This window comes from Phytopseudomonas flavescens, from assembly GCF_900100535.1.
In the GTDB taxonomy this organism is placed as follows: Bacteria; Pseudomonadota; Gammaproteobacteria; order Pseudomonadales; family Pseudomonadaceae; genus Aquipseudomonas; species Aquipseudomonas flavescens.
Genome location: NZ_FNDG01000006.1, coordinates 60,024 through 77,283, shown reverse-complemented (window position 1 = coordinate 77,283; position 17,260 = coordinate 60,024). Strand labels below are relative to the sequence as shown.

General features: G+C 65.1%; 16 protein-coding genes and 1 pseudogene. 11 read left to right on the top strand and 6 right to left on the bottom strand.

Annotated elements, in window-relative coordinates:
* The first annotated feature begins 3 nt into the window (after nucleotides 1-3).
* The 5 genes and pseudogenes from BLR94_RS09650 (at nucleotide 4) to BLR94_RS09635 (ending at nucleotide 8,485) form a co-directional block, all read left to right on the top strand.
* Nucleotides 4-966: a FecR family protein gene (locus BLR94_RS09650; RefSeq protein WP_084304662.1), complete on the top strand. Its 963-nt coding sequence runs from the start codon at nucleotides 4-6 to the stop codon at nucleotides 964-966.
* 152 nt (nucleotides 967-1,118) lie between these two features.
* Nucleotides 1,119-1,883, top strand: a pseudogene (locus BLR94_RS28290) (STN domain-containing protein); the annotation flags it as partial.
* Nucleotides 1,884-2,475: 592 nt separating this feature from the next.
* Nucleotides 2,476-4,011, top strand: a complete 1,536-nt coding sequence (locus BLR94_RS27910) for a TonB-dependent receptor (protein ID WP_139807695.1) — start codon at nucleotides 2,476-2,478, stop codon at nucleotides 4,009-4,011.
* A gap of 11 nt (nucleotides 4,012-4,022) precedes the next feature.
* Nucleotides 4,023-6,809: a M16 family metallopeptidase gene (locus BLR94_RS09640; RefSeq protein ID WP_084304663.1), complete on the top strand. Its 2,787-nt coding sequence runs from the start codon at nucleotides 4,023-4,025 to the stop codon at nucleotides 6,807-6,809.
* Nucleotides 6,806-8,485 (top strand): ABC transporter ATP-binding protein/permease, encoded by a 1,680-nt coding sequence (locus BLR94_RS09635; RefSeq protein WP_084304664.1) that lies wholly within the window; start codon nucleotides 6,806-6,808, stop codon nucleotides 8,483-8,485. Before BLR94_RS09640 ends, BLR94_RS09635 begins: the two co-directional genes overlap by 4 nt.
* A 67-nt stretch (nucleotides 8,486-8,552) precedes the next feature.
* Here BLR94_RS09635 and rnk read toward each other — a convergent pair whose 3' ends face one another.
* The 3 genes from rnk to cyaY form a co-directional block, all read right to left on the bottom strand.
* Nucleotides 8,553-8,960 (bottom strand): nucleoside diphosphate kinase regulator, encoded by a 408-nt coding sequence (rnk, locus tag BLR94_RS09630; protein ID WP_084304665.1) that lies wholly within the window; start codon nucleotides 8,958-8,960, stop codon nucleotides 8,553-8,555.
* A 115-nt stretch (nucleotides 8,961-9,075) separates the two neighbouring features.
* The gene (locus BLR94_RS09625; protein WP_084304666.1) at nucleotides 9,076-9,285 is read right to left on the bottom strand and encodes a DUF1289 domain-containing protein; all 210 of its coding nucleotides are present in this window, start codon (nucleotides 9,283-9,285) and stop codon (nucleotides 9,076-9,078) included.
* Nucleotides 9,275-9,607 carry an iron donor protein CyaY gene (gene cyaY / locus BLR94_RS09620; RefSeq protein ID WP_084304667.1) on the bottom strand — a complete coding sequence of 111 codons (333 nt, stop codon included), beginning with the start codon at nucleotides 9,605-9,607 and terminating at the stop codon, nucleotides 9,275-9,277. The genes BLR94_RS09625 and cyaY overlap by 11 nt, the downstream gene beginning before the upstream one ends.
* Before the next feature lie 316 nt (nucleotides 9,608-9,923).
* On the opposite strand from cyaY, the gene lptM reads away from it, so the two are divergent.
* The 6 genes from lptM (at nucleotide 9,924) to BLR94_RS09590 (ending at nucleotide 14,509) form a co-directional block, all read left to right on the top strand.
* Nucleotides 9,924-10,049, top strand: a complete 126-nt coding sequence (lptM, locus tag BLR94_RS09615) for an LPS translocon maturation chaperone LptM (RefSeq protein ID WP_084304668.1) — start codon at nucleotides 9,924-9,926, stop codon at nucleotides 10,047-10,049.
* A 9-nt stretch (nucleotides 10,050-10,058) separates the two neighbouring features.
* Nucleotides 10,059-11,306 (top strand): diaminopimelate decarboxylase, encoded by a 1,248-nt coding sequence (lysA, locus tag BLR94_RS09610; protein WP_084304669.1) that lies wholly within the window; start codon nucleotides 10,059-10,061, stop codon nucleotides 11,304-11,306.
* A 5-nt stretch (nucleotides 11,307-11,311) separates the two neighbouring features.
* A complete protein-coding gene (gene dapF, locus BLR94_RS09605; protein WP_084304670.1) occupies nucleotides 11,312-12,142 on the top strand; it encodes a diaminopimelate epimerase in 831 nt (276 codons plus the stop codon).
* Nucleotides 12,139-12,834, top strand: a complete 696-nt coding sequence (locus BLR94_RS09600) for a DUF484 family protein (RefSeq protein ID WP_084304671.1) — start codon at nucleotides 12,139-12,141, stop codon at nucleotides 12,832-12,834. The genes dapF and BLR94_RS09600 overlap by 4 nt, the downstream gene beginning before the upstream one ends.
* 140 nt (nucleotides 12,835-12,974) lie before the next feature.
* On the top strand, nucleotides 12,975-13,817 hold the full coding sequence (locus tag BLR94_RS09595; RefSeq protein ID WP_244158136.1) for a tyrosine recombinase XerC: 843 nt from the start codon (nucleotides 12,975-12,977) through the stop codon (nucleotides 13,815-13,817).
* Nucleotides 13,814-14,509, top strand: coding sequence for an HAD family hydrolase (locus BLR94_RS09590; RefSeq protein WP_084304673.1), 696 nt, complete (start codon nucleotides 13,814-13,816; stop codon nucleotides 14,507-14,509). The genes BLR94_RS09595 and BLR94_RS09590 overlap by 4 nt, the downstream gene beginning before the upstream one ends.
* A gap of 195 nt (nucleotides 14,510-14,704) precedes the next feature.
* Here BLR94_RS09590 and sutA read toward each other — a convergent pair whose 3' ends face one another.
* The 3 genes from sutA to BLR94_RS09575 all read right to left on the bottom strand — a co-directional run bounded on the left by sutA (nucleotide 14,705) and on the right by BLR94_RS09575 (nucleotide 17,237).
* A complete protein-coding gene (gene sutA, locus BLR94_RS09585) occupies nucleotides 14,705-15,025 on the bottom strand; it encodes a transcriptional regulator SutA (RefSeq protein WP_084304674.1) in 321 nt (106 codons plus the stop codon).
* 76 nt (nucleotides 15,026-15,101) lie between these two features.
* Nucleotides 15,102-15,527, bottom strand: coding sequence for a secondary thiamine-phosphate synthase enzyme YjbQ (locus BLR94_RS09580; protein WP_084304675.1), 426 nt, complete (start codon nucleotides 15,525-15,527; stop codon nucleotides 15,102-15,104).
* A 393-nt stretch (nucleotides 15,528-15,920) separates the two neighbouring features.
* Complete coding sequence (locus BLR94_RS09575) at nucleotides 15,921-17,237, bottom strand: ammonium transporter (RefSeq protein ID WP_084304676.1); 1,317 nt, start codon at nucleotides 17,235-17,237, stop codon at nucleotides 15,921-15,923.
* Nucleotides 17,238-17,260 lie beyond the last annotated feature (23 nt).

Genomic DNA, 17,260 nt, shown 5'->3' with positions numbered 1-17,260 from the left:
CCCATGACCGGCAATCTCAGACACACCGCCCTGGACTGGCTGCTGCGCGTCCAGCAAAGCCCGGAGGATACCGAGCTGCGCCGCGCGCTGGCGGCCTGGTTGTCGGTCGATGACAGCCACGCCGTGGCGTACCGCAAGGCGGAGCGGGTCTGGCGGCTCACCGCCATGGCCCAAGCGGCGAGCGCGGAGATGGCCGCGCCGCCCCGCCATCAGCCAGCGCCGGCAGTCGCCGTGCGACCACGTCGGCGCAGGTGGCCGGCTCTGCTGGCGGGCGCCATGGCCGCCTGCCTGATGGCATTCATCGTTCCCCATGGCTACCTCGCCTACCAGAGCGACTACCGCACCGGCCTCGGCCAGCAACGTACGGTCGAGCTGGCAGATGGCAGCCACGTGTACCTGGACAGCGAATCGGCCATTACCGTCAGCTACCACAATGACCGCCGTGACGTGCGCCTGCTGGCTGGCCAGGCCTTTTTCGAGGTGACCCCGGACAACACGCGCCCTTTCAGCGTGAATGCCGAGAACCTGCAGATCACCGTCACCGGTACGGCCTTCAACGTGGCAATCCGCCGCAGCGGCCTCGCCGTGGCGGTACAGCACGGCTCGGTTCGCGTGGCGCATGACCGCACCGTCCTGGCTGCCGCCTTGGGTGCTGGCGAGCGCTTGCGCTGGCACACCGACACCCACGCCGCGACCCGCGACCGGTTACCTGTCAGCCAGATAGCCGCCTGGCAAAACGGCCAGTTGGTGGTGCGTGATGCGAGGATTGCCGACGTACTGGAAGAGCTCGGCCCGTACCTGCGCGGCAACGTCGTGCTGCGCGACAGCGCTCTGGGGGATCAACGCGTCACGGGCGTCTACGCACTGGCCGACCCTGACACCGCGCTGCGCGCACTGGTCAAGCCTTATCGAGGCAAGGTCAGCACCTGGACGCCCTGGTTGAGAGTCGTCACGCGCGAACCTTGAACGCGTTCACAGGCCGGCTTTTTATCGCACAGTAAAAATAATCCATGAATCGCTGAAAATTCATCGCGCCACCGCGTCATTGCCCCGAACGCGAATCAATACGGATTCGCATTAGCTTTCAATCAGGCCATTCGGCCGGCCCGGGGCAAACCATGAAAAAGCACGCGCAACGGCTCAGACAGCCATCTACCGGCACCCGCAAACTGGCTACGTCCATCAGCCTGGGGCTACTGGGCCTGTGCGCGGCCCTGCCCATGACGGGCCTGCGTGCCGAGCAAAGCCCTGAACCTGCCGGCGCTCTGCTGCAGCTTCAACACCGTTTCGCCATCGACGCCCAGCCCCTGGCCGATGCCCTGATCGCCTTCGCCCAGCAGAGCGGCCTGCAGGTCAGCGTCGATCCGAGCCTGATCGCCCACCTGCGCGGCCACCAGGTGCGTGGCCAGATGAGCAGCGAGCAGGCGCTCGACAGATTGCTCGATGGCAGCCATGTCGGCTGGGATTATCAGCAACAGGTACTCACCCTGCACCAACTGGCCAGCCAACAGAACGCCATCGAGCTGGGCAATACCGTGGTACTCGGGCAATCGCAAAGCCTCTACCAGGGCGAAGAGATCATCGACCGACGCGCCATCGAGAGCTTCGCCGGCGCCAATGGCGACCTCACGACATTGCTCAGGATGCACCCCAGTGTGCGTTTCGACACCACCCAGCAAAGCTCGAAGACCCCGGGCGAGATCAGCCCTGCAGACATCAGCATCAACGGTGCCAGGTTCTACCAGAACAATTTCATGGTCGATGGCATCAGCATCAACAACGATCTGAATCCCGCCGCCAGCAGCGCCAGCCGCATGGACGTCAATGGTGTCTACGACGTTCCCAGCAATGCCTTCGGCATCGCCATCGATGCCGACCTGCTCGAAGAAGTACGCGTCTACGACAGTAACGTGCCGGCCGAATACGGGCGCTTCAACGGCGGCGTGATCGACGCCATCACCCGACGCCCGCGCGAAGGCCTGCACGGCAAGGTCTCGGCCAGCATGACCCGCTCCGAATGGACCGAGTACCACCTCAGTGACGACGACGTCAGCGAGGAAGAATTCGAGCTGTCCAGCGACTACACCAACCAGCCGGAATTCAAGAAGCTGACCACCCGGCTGATGCTCGAGGGCATGCTCACGGAAAACTTCGGGCTGATCGGCAACGTGGTGCGCAAGACCTCGGAGATCCCCCTGTACACCTACACCGACGGTTTCCAGAGCCAGGGCGACAAGGTCAAGCGTGACCAGACCCGGGAAAGCGACAACTACATGCTCAAGGGCTTCTGGACGCCCAACGAGCGCCTGGACCTGACCTTCACCCTGATCGACGCCCCGGCGGAAGCGGAGTACTTCAAGGCCAACGAGCGCAATTCGGGCTTCACCATCGAGTCCGGCGGCCAGAGCGCCGCACTGCAGGCCCACCTGGAAGGGCGACCAAGTCACCCAGACCCACAAGTTGTCCTGGAAGCAGGTGCAAAGCTCGCGCGACGCCGACAGCAACGTGAAGAAGCAGTGGCGCTGGTCGCAGGAGAAGAACTGGGGCAATCCGGCGCGTGGCACCAGCGCCACCAGCGTCGAAGGTGGCATGGGCGACCTGGAACAGGAGCAACGTGGCTTCGAGTACGCGTTCAAGGCCGCGCTGCAGCCACTGGATTTTCTCGGCGCCACCCACAGCCTGAGCAGCGGCCTGGAGCTGAGCCGCCAGGAGGCCCGCTACGAAGTCACCGAGGATTCCTGGGGCACCAGCGCGCTGAGGCTTTCCAACGCCACCGGCAGCAGCACCTGCGTGACCGCCAGCGGCCTGCTCGACGACGACTACTGCTCGATCAGTGTCAATGCCGCCGGCGTCGCTCAGCGCCAGTACTTCGGCATGCTCAGCTACGTCAAGGCCGGCGAGATCGAGCTGGACCAGACCGCCTACGCGCTGTTCCTGCAGGACGACATCCAGATCGGCAAGCTCAACCTGCGCCCCGGCCTGCGCCTGGACGGCGACGACTACATGGAGAAGAAAACCCTGGCGCCACGCTTTGCCGCCAGCTACGACGTGCTGGGCGACGGGCGCACCCTGTTCAGCGCCGGCGCCAACCGCTACTACGGCCGCAACCTGTTCAAGTACCGCCTGGCCGACGGCCGCCAGTCACTCTGGTGGCGGGCTTCCCGGGCCGCCAGCAGCGCCAACGCCATTCCCGACTTCGGCACCCTGGTCAATTACGGCGTGGACGAGAGCAGCTTCCGCAAGCTGGACATTCCCTATGACGACGAGTGGATGCTCGGGCTGTCCCAGCAGATGCTCGGCATGCGCGTCGACCTCAAGTACGTGCACCGCGACGGCCGCGACCAGATCGTACGGGCCCGCTCGCGTGACCTGGACCTGCCGGACGGCGACGGCGCCACCACCATCGCCAACTATTACACCTACACCAATGCCGCCCGCAGCGAGAACGAGACCGTCACCCTGACCATCACGCCGCTGCAGAACCTGCGCCTGGCCGGCACCGTCACCAGCCTGCAGGCCGCCTTCGACTGGAGCCAGACCAAGAGCAATTTCTACGACGACTACGACAGCATCTTCACCTCCGGCAGGCTGGAGGACGATGACGTGTACTTCGATGGCAAGCTGGTGCCCTACAGCCAGCTGCCGGCGAACAACTTCAACCGCCCGTGGACGGCACGCCTCAACACCATCACCAGCGTCCCGGCGCTGAACCTGACCTGGAGCAACTTCTTGCGCTACCGCGGCGCGTACGAGCAGATCTACCGCGACGGCACCATCACCCTCGACGACACCAGCTACGAGCACTACCTGGTCGGCGAGGCGAAAGCCGCCGTCACCTGGGATACCCGGGTCAAGCTGGACATCCCCCTGCAGGGCGAACAGGCCCTATACATGGCGGTGGACGTGACCAACCTGACCAACCACGTCAACGAGATCATCGGTAGCACCAGCGGCAGCCTGAGCTACGAAACCGGTCGCCAGTACTGGCTCGAAGTCGGCTACCAATTCTAAGAGCGCGCCCCATGCATACCCTGAACCTCTTCTTCGTGGCATTGGCAGCGCTGCTGCTCGGTGCCTGTGCCCACACGCCCGCCGATGACGCGCCCCTGCGCTGGCACCCGATCGTCAGCCGTGGCGAGCTGCCCAATGGCCTGCGCTACAACCTGATCCCCATCGACACCCAGAAGGGCCGCCTCGACCTGCGCCTGACGGTGCACGCCGGCTCGGTGGACGAGGCCGACGACCAGGTCGGCGTCGCCCACCTGCTCGAACACCTGGCGTTCTACAGCCATGGCGATGCCACGCCGGACGTGCGCCAGCGCCTGCAGCAGGCCGGTTGGCAACAGGGCCGGCACTTCAATGCGGTGACCCACTACGAGCGCACTCAATACCTGCTCAGCCCGCCCGACGGCACGGCCAGCGCCGAACTGGCGCTGGAGGCCTTGGCGACCCTGGCCTTCGCCGGCGATTTCACCGCGGACGACCTGCAGCGCGAACGGCCCATCGTCATCGAGGAATGGCGCGGCGGGCTCGGCGTCGCACAACGCATGAATGCCAAGCGCACCGCCGCGCAGCGTACCGGCTCCCGTTATCCCGGCCATCGCACCATCGGTAATCGGCAGGCCATCGAAGCGGCCCGTCTGGACGCCCTGCAAGCCTTCCAGCAGCGCTGGTACCGGCCGAGCAACATGGTGCTGAACCTGGTCGGCGACTTCGATCCCAAGCACATGGCCGAGCAGATCGAACGCCATTTCGGCCAGGCGCAACGAGGCGAACGCCCCTCGCGCGAGCACCTCGAGCTGCCGCTGGACACCAGGCTGAAGGTGTTCCGCGTGCAGGACAGCCAGAGCGGCAGCAACCAGGTCGCTCTGCTGATGCGTTTCCGGAAATTGGACATCCGCGAACAGACACTCGCGGGGGGACGTGATCGCTTGCTGGATCGCCTGGCACTCAGCGCACTGTCGCGGTACCTGCGCCGCCAACCGCTGGAAGAGGGAATCGGCAGCCTGACCGCGGTGAAGACCCAGATTGGCCGGCGTACCGGTGTATTGGCGGTAGCCGCCAGCGTCAAAGGCCAGCACCACGAGCAGGCGCTGCAGACCCTGTTGCGCGAGCTGCAACGGTTGCGCCAGCACGGCTTGCACGACGAGGACGTGGCCGCCGCGAAGGGCGAGGTGCGGCAGATCGCCGAGCGCATGCTGGCGAAGCCGACGCCGCGGGATTTCGACGCCTGGGTGCGGCAGCTCAACGACGCCACCCTGGGCGAGCGCGTGCTGCAGGAGCCCGAGGCCATCGCGCGCAATACCCGGATCAATCTGGACCGCATCGACAAGCGCGAACTGCAGCAACGCATCGTCGGGTGGCTCGACAGCCCGGATCGGGTCCTGCAACTCAGCGCGCCCGGTGGAGTGCAGCTGAAACTGCCCGATGCCGAACGCGTCGAGCAGCAGGTGCAGCACCTGGCCGCTATGCACCTGGAAGCCCCTGCGCCCCCTGCCGTCCAACAAGAAGTCAGCATCCCCGACCTGCACGGCGGCACGCCGACGGGCAGTATCGAAACGCGCCGCCGCTTCGCCCGCGAGAAGGTCGAGCAGTGGCAGTTGAGCAATGGCGACCGCCTGGTGTGGCTGCGTGCCAGGGGCGCGGATGGCAAGGCGCAGTTGCGCGTCGATTCCAGCGCCGGCTTCCTGTACCAGGGCGCGCAGTCCTGGCGCGCGCAAATCGCCAATCAACTGGCCCTGCAGATGCCCCCGCCAGGCTGGACCGATGAGCAGCTCAAGGCCTGGAAACAACGCGAAACCGTGCAACTGTCCTTCACGCAGGGGCCGCAACGTCTGGAGGCGCAAGGCAGCGCTGCGGTCGACAAGCTGGGCAGCCTGCTGGCGCTCTACCAGGCTCGACAGACCCGCCGTGACCTGGATGAAGCGGCCTACCGCGAGAGCATCAGCGAGCTGCGCGACAGCCTGCTGCGCCGACGTGACAACGTGCGCAGCGAGCAGGAGGCGACCTGGCGAAGCGTCAAGCAGGGCCAGGATGACTGGCAGGAACCCAACGCCCAGGAACTCGACGCCCTCGAGCGCTCCACGTTGGAGGCTCAATGGCGCCGCCAGGCTGCTGCGCCAGTGACCTATTACTTGATGGCCGATCTGCCCGAGCGCGAACTGGAAGTGCTGGTCAATCGCCACCTGGCGGGCATCCCCCGTGGCGAGCCGCTGATCAGTACGGCCAAGCCACGCCAACCCGGTCAGCGCCAGGCCAGCCTGGCCATCGCTCGGGAGCCACGCGCCAGCCTGTATGCGGGCAGCTTCCAGCCCCATCCGTGGAGCCCGGCGGATGCCGCCCGGGTCGCGGCGCTGCGCGAGATCGCCAATGACCTGCTGAAACAGCGCCTGCGCGGCGAGGCTGCCGGTATCTACAGCCTGAAGTTCGACAGCGAACTGAGCCCCGAACACCAGCGCATCGACAGCGAGCTGCGCTTCAGCAGTGACCCGCAACGCGCCGACGAACTCTGGCAACTGGCGCGCCAGACCCTGTCCGCCTTGCCCGACAGCATCGACGAGAAGCGTGTGGCAGCCCTGCGCCGCGAACTGACCCGCCAGGAAGCGCTGCGGGTAAAAGATCCAGCCATCCAGTTCAATCGCCTGATTCTCAGCGAGCGCGCCTGGCACGACCCGCGTTACCTCAGCGAGCAGCACCAATTGCCGGCAGCCCTCGAGCCCAAAGCCCTGAAGCGCCTGGCTCGCCAGGTATTTCCAGCGAGTAACGAAGTCCGCCTGCTGATGCTGCCCGCGCAGGACGTCGGCTCATGAGAACCCTGCGACTGTTCTTCGGCCTGTCCCGCCCGTTCTGGGCCAGCCGTGCCGGCTGGCCCGGCTGGCTGCTGCTGGCGTCGGTGTTCGCCATGGGCATCGGCATCGTTCAGGTCAACGTCTACATCAACGCCTGGAGCAAGACGTTCTACGACACCCTGGCGACCTTCGACGGCCGTGCGCTGCTCGATCTCATGGGCAGTTACACCCTGGCCATCGGTGCGCTGATCGTGGTGATCGTCTCGAAGAACTGGCTGACCAAGGCGCTGATCCTGCGCTGGCGCCAGCACCTCAACGATCACATGCTCGATCGCTGGCTGGGTGAACGTCGCTACTACCGGCTGGGGCTGAGCGGCGAGCCGGACCACCCCGATCAGCGGATCGCCGAGGATGTGCACCTGCTGACGGACAAGACCGTCGGCCTGGTCGTCTCGCTGTTCATCAACACCCTGCAGATCGGTGCCTTCGTCAGCGTTCTCTGGCAGCTTTCGGGGACCCAGACCTTCACCCTCGGCGGTTACAGCCTCACCCTCGATGGTTACCTGGTGTGGGCCGTGGTGGTCTACACCCTGATCGGTATCCTGTTCACCCACTGGCTGGGCCACCCGCTGCACGGCCTCAACTATGAGCGCCAACGCAGCGAGGCGGCCTTCCGCGCGGATCTGCTGCGCAAGCGCGAGCATGCCGAGCAAATCGCCCTGTACGGTGGCGAACAGGCCGAGCGGCAAAGCCTGGGCCTGCGCTTCGCGGCCATCGCCGACAATTGGCGCGGCCTGATGCGCCGGGAGCTGAAGCTCGGGACATTCACCGTCGGTTATGAGCGCGTCAGCAATATCGTGCCGGTATTCATCGCGCTGCCAGCCTTTCTGGCCAAGACCATCACCCTGGGCGGATTGATGCAGATCCGCACGGCCTTTGCCGCCGTACACCAATCGCTGAGCTGGTTCATCTACTCCTACCGCACCCTGATGGAGTGGAGCGCCACCGTCCAACGCCTCGGCCAGTTCCAGCAGGCCATGGAGCGGCTGCCGGCGGTCGAACTCAACCATGGGGAGACACTCAACACCTGCGGGCTGGATGTGCTGCGCCCCAACGGCGAGCCGCTGCTTTGCGGATTGGCGCTGCAGGCCCGCCCCGGGGAATGGCTGCGCCTGGCGGGCCCCAGCGGCCTGGGCAAGACCACCCTGCTGCGCACCCTGATGGGCCTCTGGCCTCATCACCGCGGCAGCTGGCAATTACCGGGCGGGCGCAGCCTGCTGCTGCCGCAGAAGCCTTACCTGGCCAGCGGTCGCCTGGATCGCTTGCTGGCCTACCCGGCAACGCAGATACCCAACGCTCTGGAACTGATCGGCGCGCTGCAGGATGTGGGGCTCGACCATCTCACCCGTGAGCTGGACCGAGAAACCGAATGGGGCCGGGAGCTTTCCGGCGGCGAGCAGCAGCGCCTGGCCCTGGCCCGCGCCCTGCTCTATCGCCCCCACACCCTGTACCTCGACGAAGCCACCAATCAGCTCGACGAGCGGGCGGCCTGTGAATTGCTCGAGCGCCTGCGCATGCGCCTGCCCGACTGCACCCTGATCGGCGTCAGCCATCAGCCAGCGGTGCAGCGCCTGTTCGAGCGCAGCATTGATTTGCAGGATTGTGGGGCGGTATGCCGGCCGGTCGCGCCGGCCTGAACAGATTCCCGGGTGTCGCGACGCTCGACCCAGCTGGCTGGTGACGAGTCAGGCGAGGCAGGCAGCCTTAACGGGCGTACTCGCCCGCCGCTTCCGGCTGATATTCCACCGCCAGCAAGGTCAGTTTGAGTTGCTTGCCGCCCGGCACGGGCCAGTCGATGTGCTGGCCAACGCTCAGCCCCAGCAGCGCGGTGCCGACGGGCGCGAGGATCGACACCTTGCCTTCAGCACCGGCGTCCTGGGGGTAGACGAGGGTCAGGTGGTAATCCTTGCCGCTGCCTTCCTCGCGGCAATGCACGCGCGAATTCATGGTCACCACGCCGGCCGGTACCTGATCGTGGCCAACCACCTCCGCCCGGTCCAGTTCGGCCTGCAAGGCCTCGGCCGTCGGGCCGAAATCATCGAGGCTGTCGAGCAATAGCTCAAGGCGCTGCAGATCGAGGCGGGTAATGGTGATGGTTGGGGTGCTGGCCATGGTGCGTGCATGTCTCCCTTGCTGGGCGCCAAAAAAGCAAAACCCCATCGAGACGATAGGGTTTTGCACAGATGGAGCCGACCGTAACACAGCCACCCGAATAAACAAGGGGGCCTCAGGGCGTCGCCAGCAACCGCTCTTCAGCCAATGCCCGGATGACGCGGCGGCGCCCCTCGTCGGCGTTGCCCCATTCGAGGATTTCCGCCAGCAGACGCCCGCATCCCAGGCACCTGTCGGCCTCGTTCAGGCAGCAACGCCGCCGACAGGGCGACGCGACAGGTGCCCCGCCCAGCGCCGAATCGGCGCAGGCGGCTTCAGATCTCATCGAACTCGAGGCTGGCGCCGGACTGTTCGACCACGATGCGCTCGAGCATTTCGCTGAGCAACTCGTCGCTGCTGTCACAGATCCAGCGCCGGTTGTCCTCGTCGTAATCGAAATGGAAGCCACCGGAACGGGCAGCCAGCCAAAGCTGACGCAACGCCGGCTGACGACTGAAAATCAGTTGCGAACCGTTTTCGAAGCGCACCGTCAGCACGCCAGCGGAGTTTTCCAGATCGAGGTCCAGGTCGCTGTCGTCGAAGATGTCTTCCACCGCCTGCTGCACGGCATCGACCAGGTCGTGGAAACGGGCTTCGGTCAAACTCATTGCATTTACCTCATGAAGGATTCAGCGACATCGCACGTAAAAATAAGGAATCGCCCCGGCCGGTGGAAACCTGACCAGTACAGGCCGGGCAACGGCGAAAAATTGCAGTTTACGGGCAGTAAACGAGCATTTCGATGCCGATCTGCAACGCCGCGAAGCGAGCGTGGCGGTTTGCACACAACCCGCGTCGCCGCCGTTCGATGCCCGCCAGTATGCCAGGGCGAAGGCCCGCCGGACGGGAAGCCCGGCGCATAGGCAACATGCCGGGGGGTCGGTATACTCCGGGGCAATTATGCTTTATTACAAGGATTTGACCATGAAGCGGCTGTTCACTGCCCTCATCGCGCTCGTCGCCGTCACCACCCTGCTCGGTGGCTGTGGCCAGAAAGGCCCGCTGTACCTGCCGGATGATACCCAGTCCGCGCCAGCACAAGACAAATAAGGACGGCTCATGAACACCTTCGAATACCGCGACGGTTCGCTGTTCGCGGAAGGTGTGGCGCTGTCCGCCATTGCCCAGCGCTTCGGCACGCCCACCTATGTCTACTCGCGCGCTCACATCGAGGCGCAGTACCGCGCCTACGCCGACGCGCTGAATGGCATGCCGCATCTGGTGTGTTTCGCCGTCAAGGCCAACTCAAATCTGGGCGTGCTGAACGTTCTGGCACGCCTCGGCGCGGGCTTCGACATCGTTTCGCGCGGTGAACTGGAGCGTGTGCTGGCCGCTGGCGGCAGCGCCGACAAGATCGTCTTCTCCGGCGTCGGCAAGAGCCGCGACGACATGCGCCGCGCCTTGGAAGTCGGCGTGCACTGCTTCAACGTCGAATCGACCGACGAGCTGGAACGCCTGCAGCAGGTCGCCGCCGAACTCGGCAAGACCGCGGCGATCTCCCTGCGCGTCAACCCGGACGTGGACGCCGGCACTCACCCGTACATTTCCACCGGCCTGAAAGAAAACAAGTTCGGTATCGCCATCGCCGATGCCGAGGCGGTGTATGCCCGCGCCGCGGCGCTGCCGAACCTGGCGGTGGTCGGCGTCGATTGCCATATCGGCTCACAACTGACCAGCCTGCCGCCGTTCCTCGATGCCCTCGACCGTCTGCTGGTACTGGTAGACCGCCTTGCCGAGCAGGGCATCGCCCTTCGCCACATCGACCTCGGTGGCGGTCTCGGCGTGCAGTACCGCGATGAGCAACCGCCACTGGCAGGCGACTACATACAGGCGGTGCGCCAACGCATCGAGGGCCGCGACCTGGCCCTGGTCTTCGAGCCGGGCCGCTTCATCGTCGCCAACGCCGGCGTGCTACTGACCCGCGTGGAGTACCTCAAGCACACCGAGCACAAGGATTTTGCCATCGTCGATGCGGCGATGAACGACCTTATCCGCCCGGCCCTGTATCAGGCCTGGATGGAGGTGGTGCCGGTGCAACCGCGCGAGGGCGCCAGCCGTCAGTACGACATCGTCGGGCCGATCTGCGAAACCGGTGATTTCCTCGCCAAGGAACGCGCTCTGAACCTGGCCGAAGGGGATCTGCTGGCCGTGCGCTCGGCCGGTGCCTATGGCTTCGTGATGAGCTCCAACTACAACACCCGCGGCCGCGCCGCCGAGGTGATGGTGGACGGCGAGCAGGCCTTCGAGGTGCGTCGGCGAGAAACCCTGGACGAACTCTTCGCGGGCGAAAGCCGCCTGCCGGAGTGATGCCGATGTTATTGCGCTTTACCAAAATGCATGGCCTGGGCAATGACTTCATGGTGCTCGACCTGGTCAGCCAGCATGCCCATATCCAGCCCAAGCACGCCAAGCAATGGGGCGACCGCCACACCGGCGTCGGCTTCGATCAGTTGCTGCTGGTCGAGCCGCCGCAGAATCCGGACGTGGATTTCCGTTACCGCATCTTCAATGCCGACGGCAGCGAAGTGGAACAGTGCGGCAACGGTGCGCGCTGTTTCGCCCGCTTCGTGCTCGACAAGCGCCTGACGGTGAAGAAAACCATCCGTGTGGAAACCAAGGGCGGCATCATCGAGCTGCAGGTGCGTGCCGATGGCCTGATCACCGTGGACATGGGCGCGCCACGCCTGACGCCCGAGCAGATTCCCTTCCAGGCCGACGCCGAAGCCCTGAGCTACACCGTCGAGGCCGCAGGCCAGGCCCACGAGCTGGCCGCGCTTTCCATGGGTAACCCCCACGCCGTGCTGCGTGTCGATGATGTCGACAGCGCGCCGGTGCACGAACTGGGGCCGAAGCTGGAGCATCACCCGCGTTTTCCACAGCGGGTCAACGTCGGTTTTCTGCAGGTCGTCGATCGCCAGCGCGGCCGTCTGCGCGTCTGGGAACGCGGCGCCGGGGAAACCCAGGCCTGTGGTACCGGTGCCTGCGCGGCTGCCGTCGCGGCGATCCGCCAGGGCTGGATGGACTCCCCCGTCCAGCTGGAACTGCCGGGCGGCAAGCTGAGCATCGAGTGGGCAGGCCCTGGCCAGCCGGTTATGATGACCGGCCCCGCCGTGCGCGTGTACGAAGGACAGGTTCGCCTATGACTGATCAGCAGGATTCGCCCAAGCCGCTGGACTCGGAAACGGTCGCGGCCTACCTTCGCCTGCACCCCGAGTTCTTCATCGATCATGACGAGCTGATTCCCGAGCTGCGCATTCCTCACCAGCGCGGCGATACGGTTTCGCTGGTGGAACGCCAGGTCAAACTGCTGCGCGAGCGTAACATCGAGATGCGCCAGCGCCTGTCGCACCTGATGGATGTGGCACGCGACAACGACCGGCTGTTCGACAAGACCCGGCGCCTGATACTCGACCTGATGGACGCCAGCAGCCTCGAAGAGGTGGTCAGTTGCGTTGAGGACAGCCTGCGTCGCGAGTTCCAGGTGCCTTTCGTGGGCCTGATCCTGTTCAGCGACACACCACTGCCGGTCGGCCGCAGCGTCAGCAGCGCGGAGGCCCACCAGGCCATCGGTGGCCTGCTGGCTGGCGGCAAGACCATCTGTGGCGTGCTGCGCGAGCACGAACTGAATTTCCTGTTCGGCAACGCCGGTGCGGACGTTGGCTCGGCGGCGGTGGTCGGCCTTTCCTACCAGGGTCTGCATGGCGTGCTGGCGATCGGCAGCGCCGATTCGCAGCATTACAAGAGTTCGCTGGGCACCCTGTTCCTCGGCTATATCGCCGAAGTCCTGTCGCGGGTGCTGCCGCGCTTCTCCACGCCGCTGCGCTCGGTACGCTAGGCAGCCGCAAGCTTCAAGCCACAAGCGGCAAGTTGGAGCCCGTGCCCTGCCGTCCTGCCTTACTTGGAGCGTGAAGCGTGAAGCTTGCAACTGACCTTGATGCCTATCTCGAGCACTTGCGCAGCGAGCGCCAGGTGTCCATGCACACCCTGGATGGCTACCGCCGCGACCTTGGCAAGCTGCTCGCCTACGGCGAGAAAGAGCAACTCTCCGACTGGACCGCCCTCGATACCTCGCGTCTGCGCCGCCTGGTGGCGCGCCTGCACATGGAAGGGCAGTCGGCCCGCAGCCTCGCGCGCCTGCTTTCCGCCACCCGCGGCCTGTATCGCTACCTGATCCGCGAAGGCCATTGCCGACACGACCCGGCCAGCGGTCTGACACCTCCCAAGGGCGAGCGCCGGCTGCCCAAGGTGCTGGACGTGGATCGCGCCAGCCAACTGCTCGACGGCGCCCAGGAAGACGACTTCATCGCCCGCCGCGATCACGCCATGCTCGAGTTGTTCTATTCCTCGGGGTTGCGCCTGTCGGAGCTGGTCGCACTCGACCTCGATGGTCTCGACCTGCCTGCCGGCCTGGTGCGGGTGGTCGGCAAGGGCAACAAGGTGCGTGAACTGCCCGTCGGCGGCAAGGCCCGTGAAGCCCTGGAGCAATGGTTGCCGCTACGCGCCCTGGCCAATCCGGCGGAGGGTGCGCTGTTCATCAGCCGTCAGGGACGCCGCATTGGCGCCCGTGCGGTGCAGCTGCGGGTTCGCCAGGCAGGCATCAGTGAGCTGGGCCAGCACATTCATCCGCACATGCTGCGTCATTCCTTTGCCAGCCACATGCTCGAATCTTCCCAGGATCTGCGCGCGGTGCAGGAGCTGCTGGGCCATGCCGACATCGCCACCACACAGATCTACACCCACCTGGATTTCCAGCACCTGAGCAAGGTCTACGACAGCGCCCATCCACGTGCCAAACGCCGCAAGGAACAGGACTCATGAGTATCCGCTTGGTCACCTTCGACCTCGACGACACCCTGTGGGACAACCGCCCGGTGATCCTCGGCGCCGAGGCCGCCATGCGCGACTGGATCAGCGCCCACGCCCCCCGCCTGGCGAGCCAGCCTGTCACATACCTGGGGCAGACCCGCGGCCGCCTGCTGGAAGCCGAGCCGAGCCTGAAATACCGCCTCAGCGAGCTGCGCCAGCGCACCTTGCGGCATGCGCTGGAAGGGGTCGGCCATGCTCCCGACGAAGCCCGGCACCTCGCCGAAGGTGCTTTCCAGGCCATGCTCGAGGCGCGTCACGCGATCACCTTCTTCGCCGATACGGTCACCACGCTGGAGCAATTGGCCAACCGCTACCACCTGGGCGTGATCACCAACGGCAATGCTGACGTGCGCCGCCTGGGGCTGGCCGACTATTTCAGCGTCATCCTCTGCGCTGAAGAGCTGGGCGTCGGTAAACCCGACCGCAAACCCTTTCAGGAGGCGCTCAGCCGCTCCGGCATGCGGGCCGAGCAGGCCGTGCACATTGGCGACCACCCCGGTGACGACATCGCCGGGGCGCGCGCGGCCGGCTGGCGCGCCGTCTGGTTCAACCCGCAAGGCAAGGCCTGGGACGGCGACGCTGAAGCCGATGCGCAGATCCGCAGCCTGAGCGAGCTGCCAGCACTGCTGCAGCGCTGGGCCTAGCGGCAGTTCGAGTGACGGGCGAAAACGGATCGCCCTCCTCAAGCCCCACCGGACCGCTCCTGGCCCGGGCTGCCACGCTCGATGGATGTGAGTAATGGGTGGGCTAAAACCCAGCACCGGCGCATGTCTCTACGCCCTGAAACGTCAAAGCCCGCCTGAAAGGGCGGGCTTTGACGTGTGCAAGCGGCGTTTGCCTCAGATGGGGCGGCTGCCGTATTTGCTGTCGGGCTTCTTGGGCGGGTCGGAAACCACGTTCGGTTCGACCTCCTGCACCTTGCCACCCCGTGACAGGAACTCTTCCATGGCGCGAGCCAGCGCATCACGCTCCTTTTGCTTGGCTTCGACACTCGGCAGCTCGTCTACTTCGACGGCTTTCTTGGCCTTGCCCTTGGCAGGAGCCGCGCTGTCGGATTCGCTGTCGTCATCGCCACCATCGCCATCCGCGGCCGCCAGCTCCTCGCCGTCGTCCTCGTCTGCGCCTTCCAGCTCGTCTTGTTCCAGTTCTTCGTCGCTCATGTTCAACCTCATGACTTGCGAAAAGCAGGTTAGTTATAGCCCAGTCGCCCAGCGCTGCCGAACGCCTGGAAAAAATTCAATTCGCCGTACCTTGCAAGGTCGCCAACACTCGGCGCGCACCACCCTGCTCACGGTGCTCGCCCAGGTAAATCCCTTGCCAGGTACCCAGTGCCAGGCGCCCGTTGCTCACGGGAACCTGCAACTGAACGCCCAACAGGCTCGACTTGAAATGCGCCGGCAGGTCGTCCGGTCCTTCGTCACAATGCTCGTAACCCGCCGCATCCTCAGGGACGAGGCGGCGAAAAAAGCGCTCGAAGTCGCGTCTTACCGCCGGGTCCGCATTCTCGTTGACAGTCAGTGACGCCGACGTGTGCTGCAGCCACAGGTGTAACAGACCCACCCTGCAGCTCAGCAGTTCCGGTAATGAATCCTGCAATTCATCGGTGACGAGATGGAAGCCCCGTACCCGAGGACGCAGGCTGATCAACCGTTGCTGCCACATGTTCGCCGTCCTGTTTTTTCAACGCGCGCATTCTAGCGTGCCGTAGAAAAAAGCAAAGGCCGTCTGCACGGCCTTTTGGTGGTTCGGGGATCATTTTCAGGGGCGCGCGATCCGCCGGGAAAGAAACCGCACAGGCCATGGGGCTGGCAATCAAAGGGAGGCTCGAGCCATGCGGCAGCCATGAGCCACCTCGCCCTGCGCGACGCGCTTCTCGTCACCGAGCGGCAAGCCATGGGTTGCCGCACTGGAGCACCCAATGGTGCAGCCGATTCGGCAGATGGAGGGGATCGAAGCGGGCGGCCAAGCGGCTGGGCGTGTACTGACGACCGAGATGCCCGGGCCGGCCACTGGCTCCGGGCACTCGCCCGCCGCAAGCGGCGGGCTCTACTCGGGTTACAGGATGTAACCGCGCTCGTTGTGCTGAGCCAGGTCGAGGCCAACCGACTCTTCTTCTTCGCTGACACGCAGGCCCATGACCACATCGATGACCTTGAGGATCACGAAGGTGACGATGGTGGTGTAGATCACGGTGAAGGCAACGCCTTTGAACTGGATCCACAGTTGCAGGCCGATGTCTTGGACTTCGCCGAAGCCACCCAGGGCAGGTGCTGCGAAGATACCGGTCAGCAACGCGCCGACGATACCGCCCACGCCATGCACGCCGAACACGTCCAGGGAGTCGTCGTAGCCCAGCTTGCGCTTGAGGCTGGTGGCACAGAAGAAGCAGATCACGCCGGACGCCAGACCGATGATCATCGCGCCCATCGGGCCGACGGTGCCGGCAGCGGGGGTGATGGCGACCAGGCCTGCGACGACGCCAGAGGCGATGCCCAGAGCGCTTGGCTTGCCGTGCGCGACCCACTCGGCAAACATCCACCCCAGCGCGGCGGCGGCGGTGGCGATCTGGGTAACCAGCATGGCCATGCCGGCGGTCTGGTCAGCAGCGGCAGCGGAACCGGCGTTGAAACCGAACCAGCCGACCCACAGCATCGCCGCGCCGATCAGGGTGTAGCCCAGGTTGTGCGGCGCCATGGCCACGCTCGGGAAGCCCTTGCGCTTGCCTAGCACGATGCACGCCACCAGCCCGGCGATACCGGCGTTGATGTGCACCACGGTACCACCGGCGAAGTCCAGCACGCCCCAGTCCCACATCAGGGCGCCGTCGCCGCCCCAGACCATGTGCGCGATCGGTGCATATACCAGGGTGAACCAGACGGTCATGAACACCAGCATCGCCGAGAACTTCATACGCTCGGCAAAGGCACCGACGATCAGTGCAGGCGTGATGATCGCGAAGGTCATCTGGAAGGTGACGAATACGCTTTCCGGGAAGGACGCGGTCAGCGACTCCTTGGTCAGGTTGCCGAGGAACATGTTGCCCAAACCGCCCACGAAGGAGCTGAAGTTGGTCACACCGGCTTCCATCCCGGTGGTGTCGAACGCCAGGCTGTAACCGTAGGCGAACCACAGGATGCTCATCAGCGCGGTGATGGCGAAACACTGCATCATCACCGACAGGACGTTCTTGGAACGCACCATGCCCGCATAGAACAGCGCCAGGCCGGGGATGGTCATGAACAGTACCAAGGCGGTGGCGGTCAGCATCCAGGCGGTGTCACCGGAATTGAGTGTCGCTTCCTGCGCCATGGCCATGCCGGGGAAAAACAGGGACGAAAGGGCTCCGAGCCCTGCGACTTTTCGCAGAGTCATGATTTAACTCCTGGGACGATTGG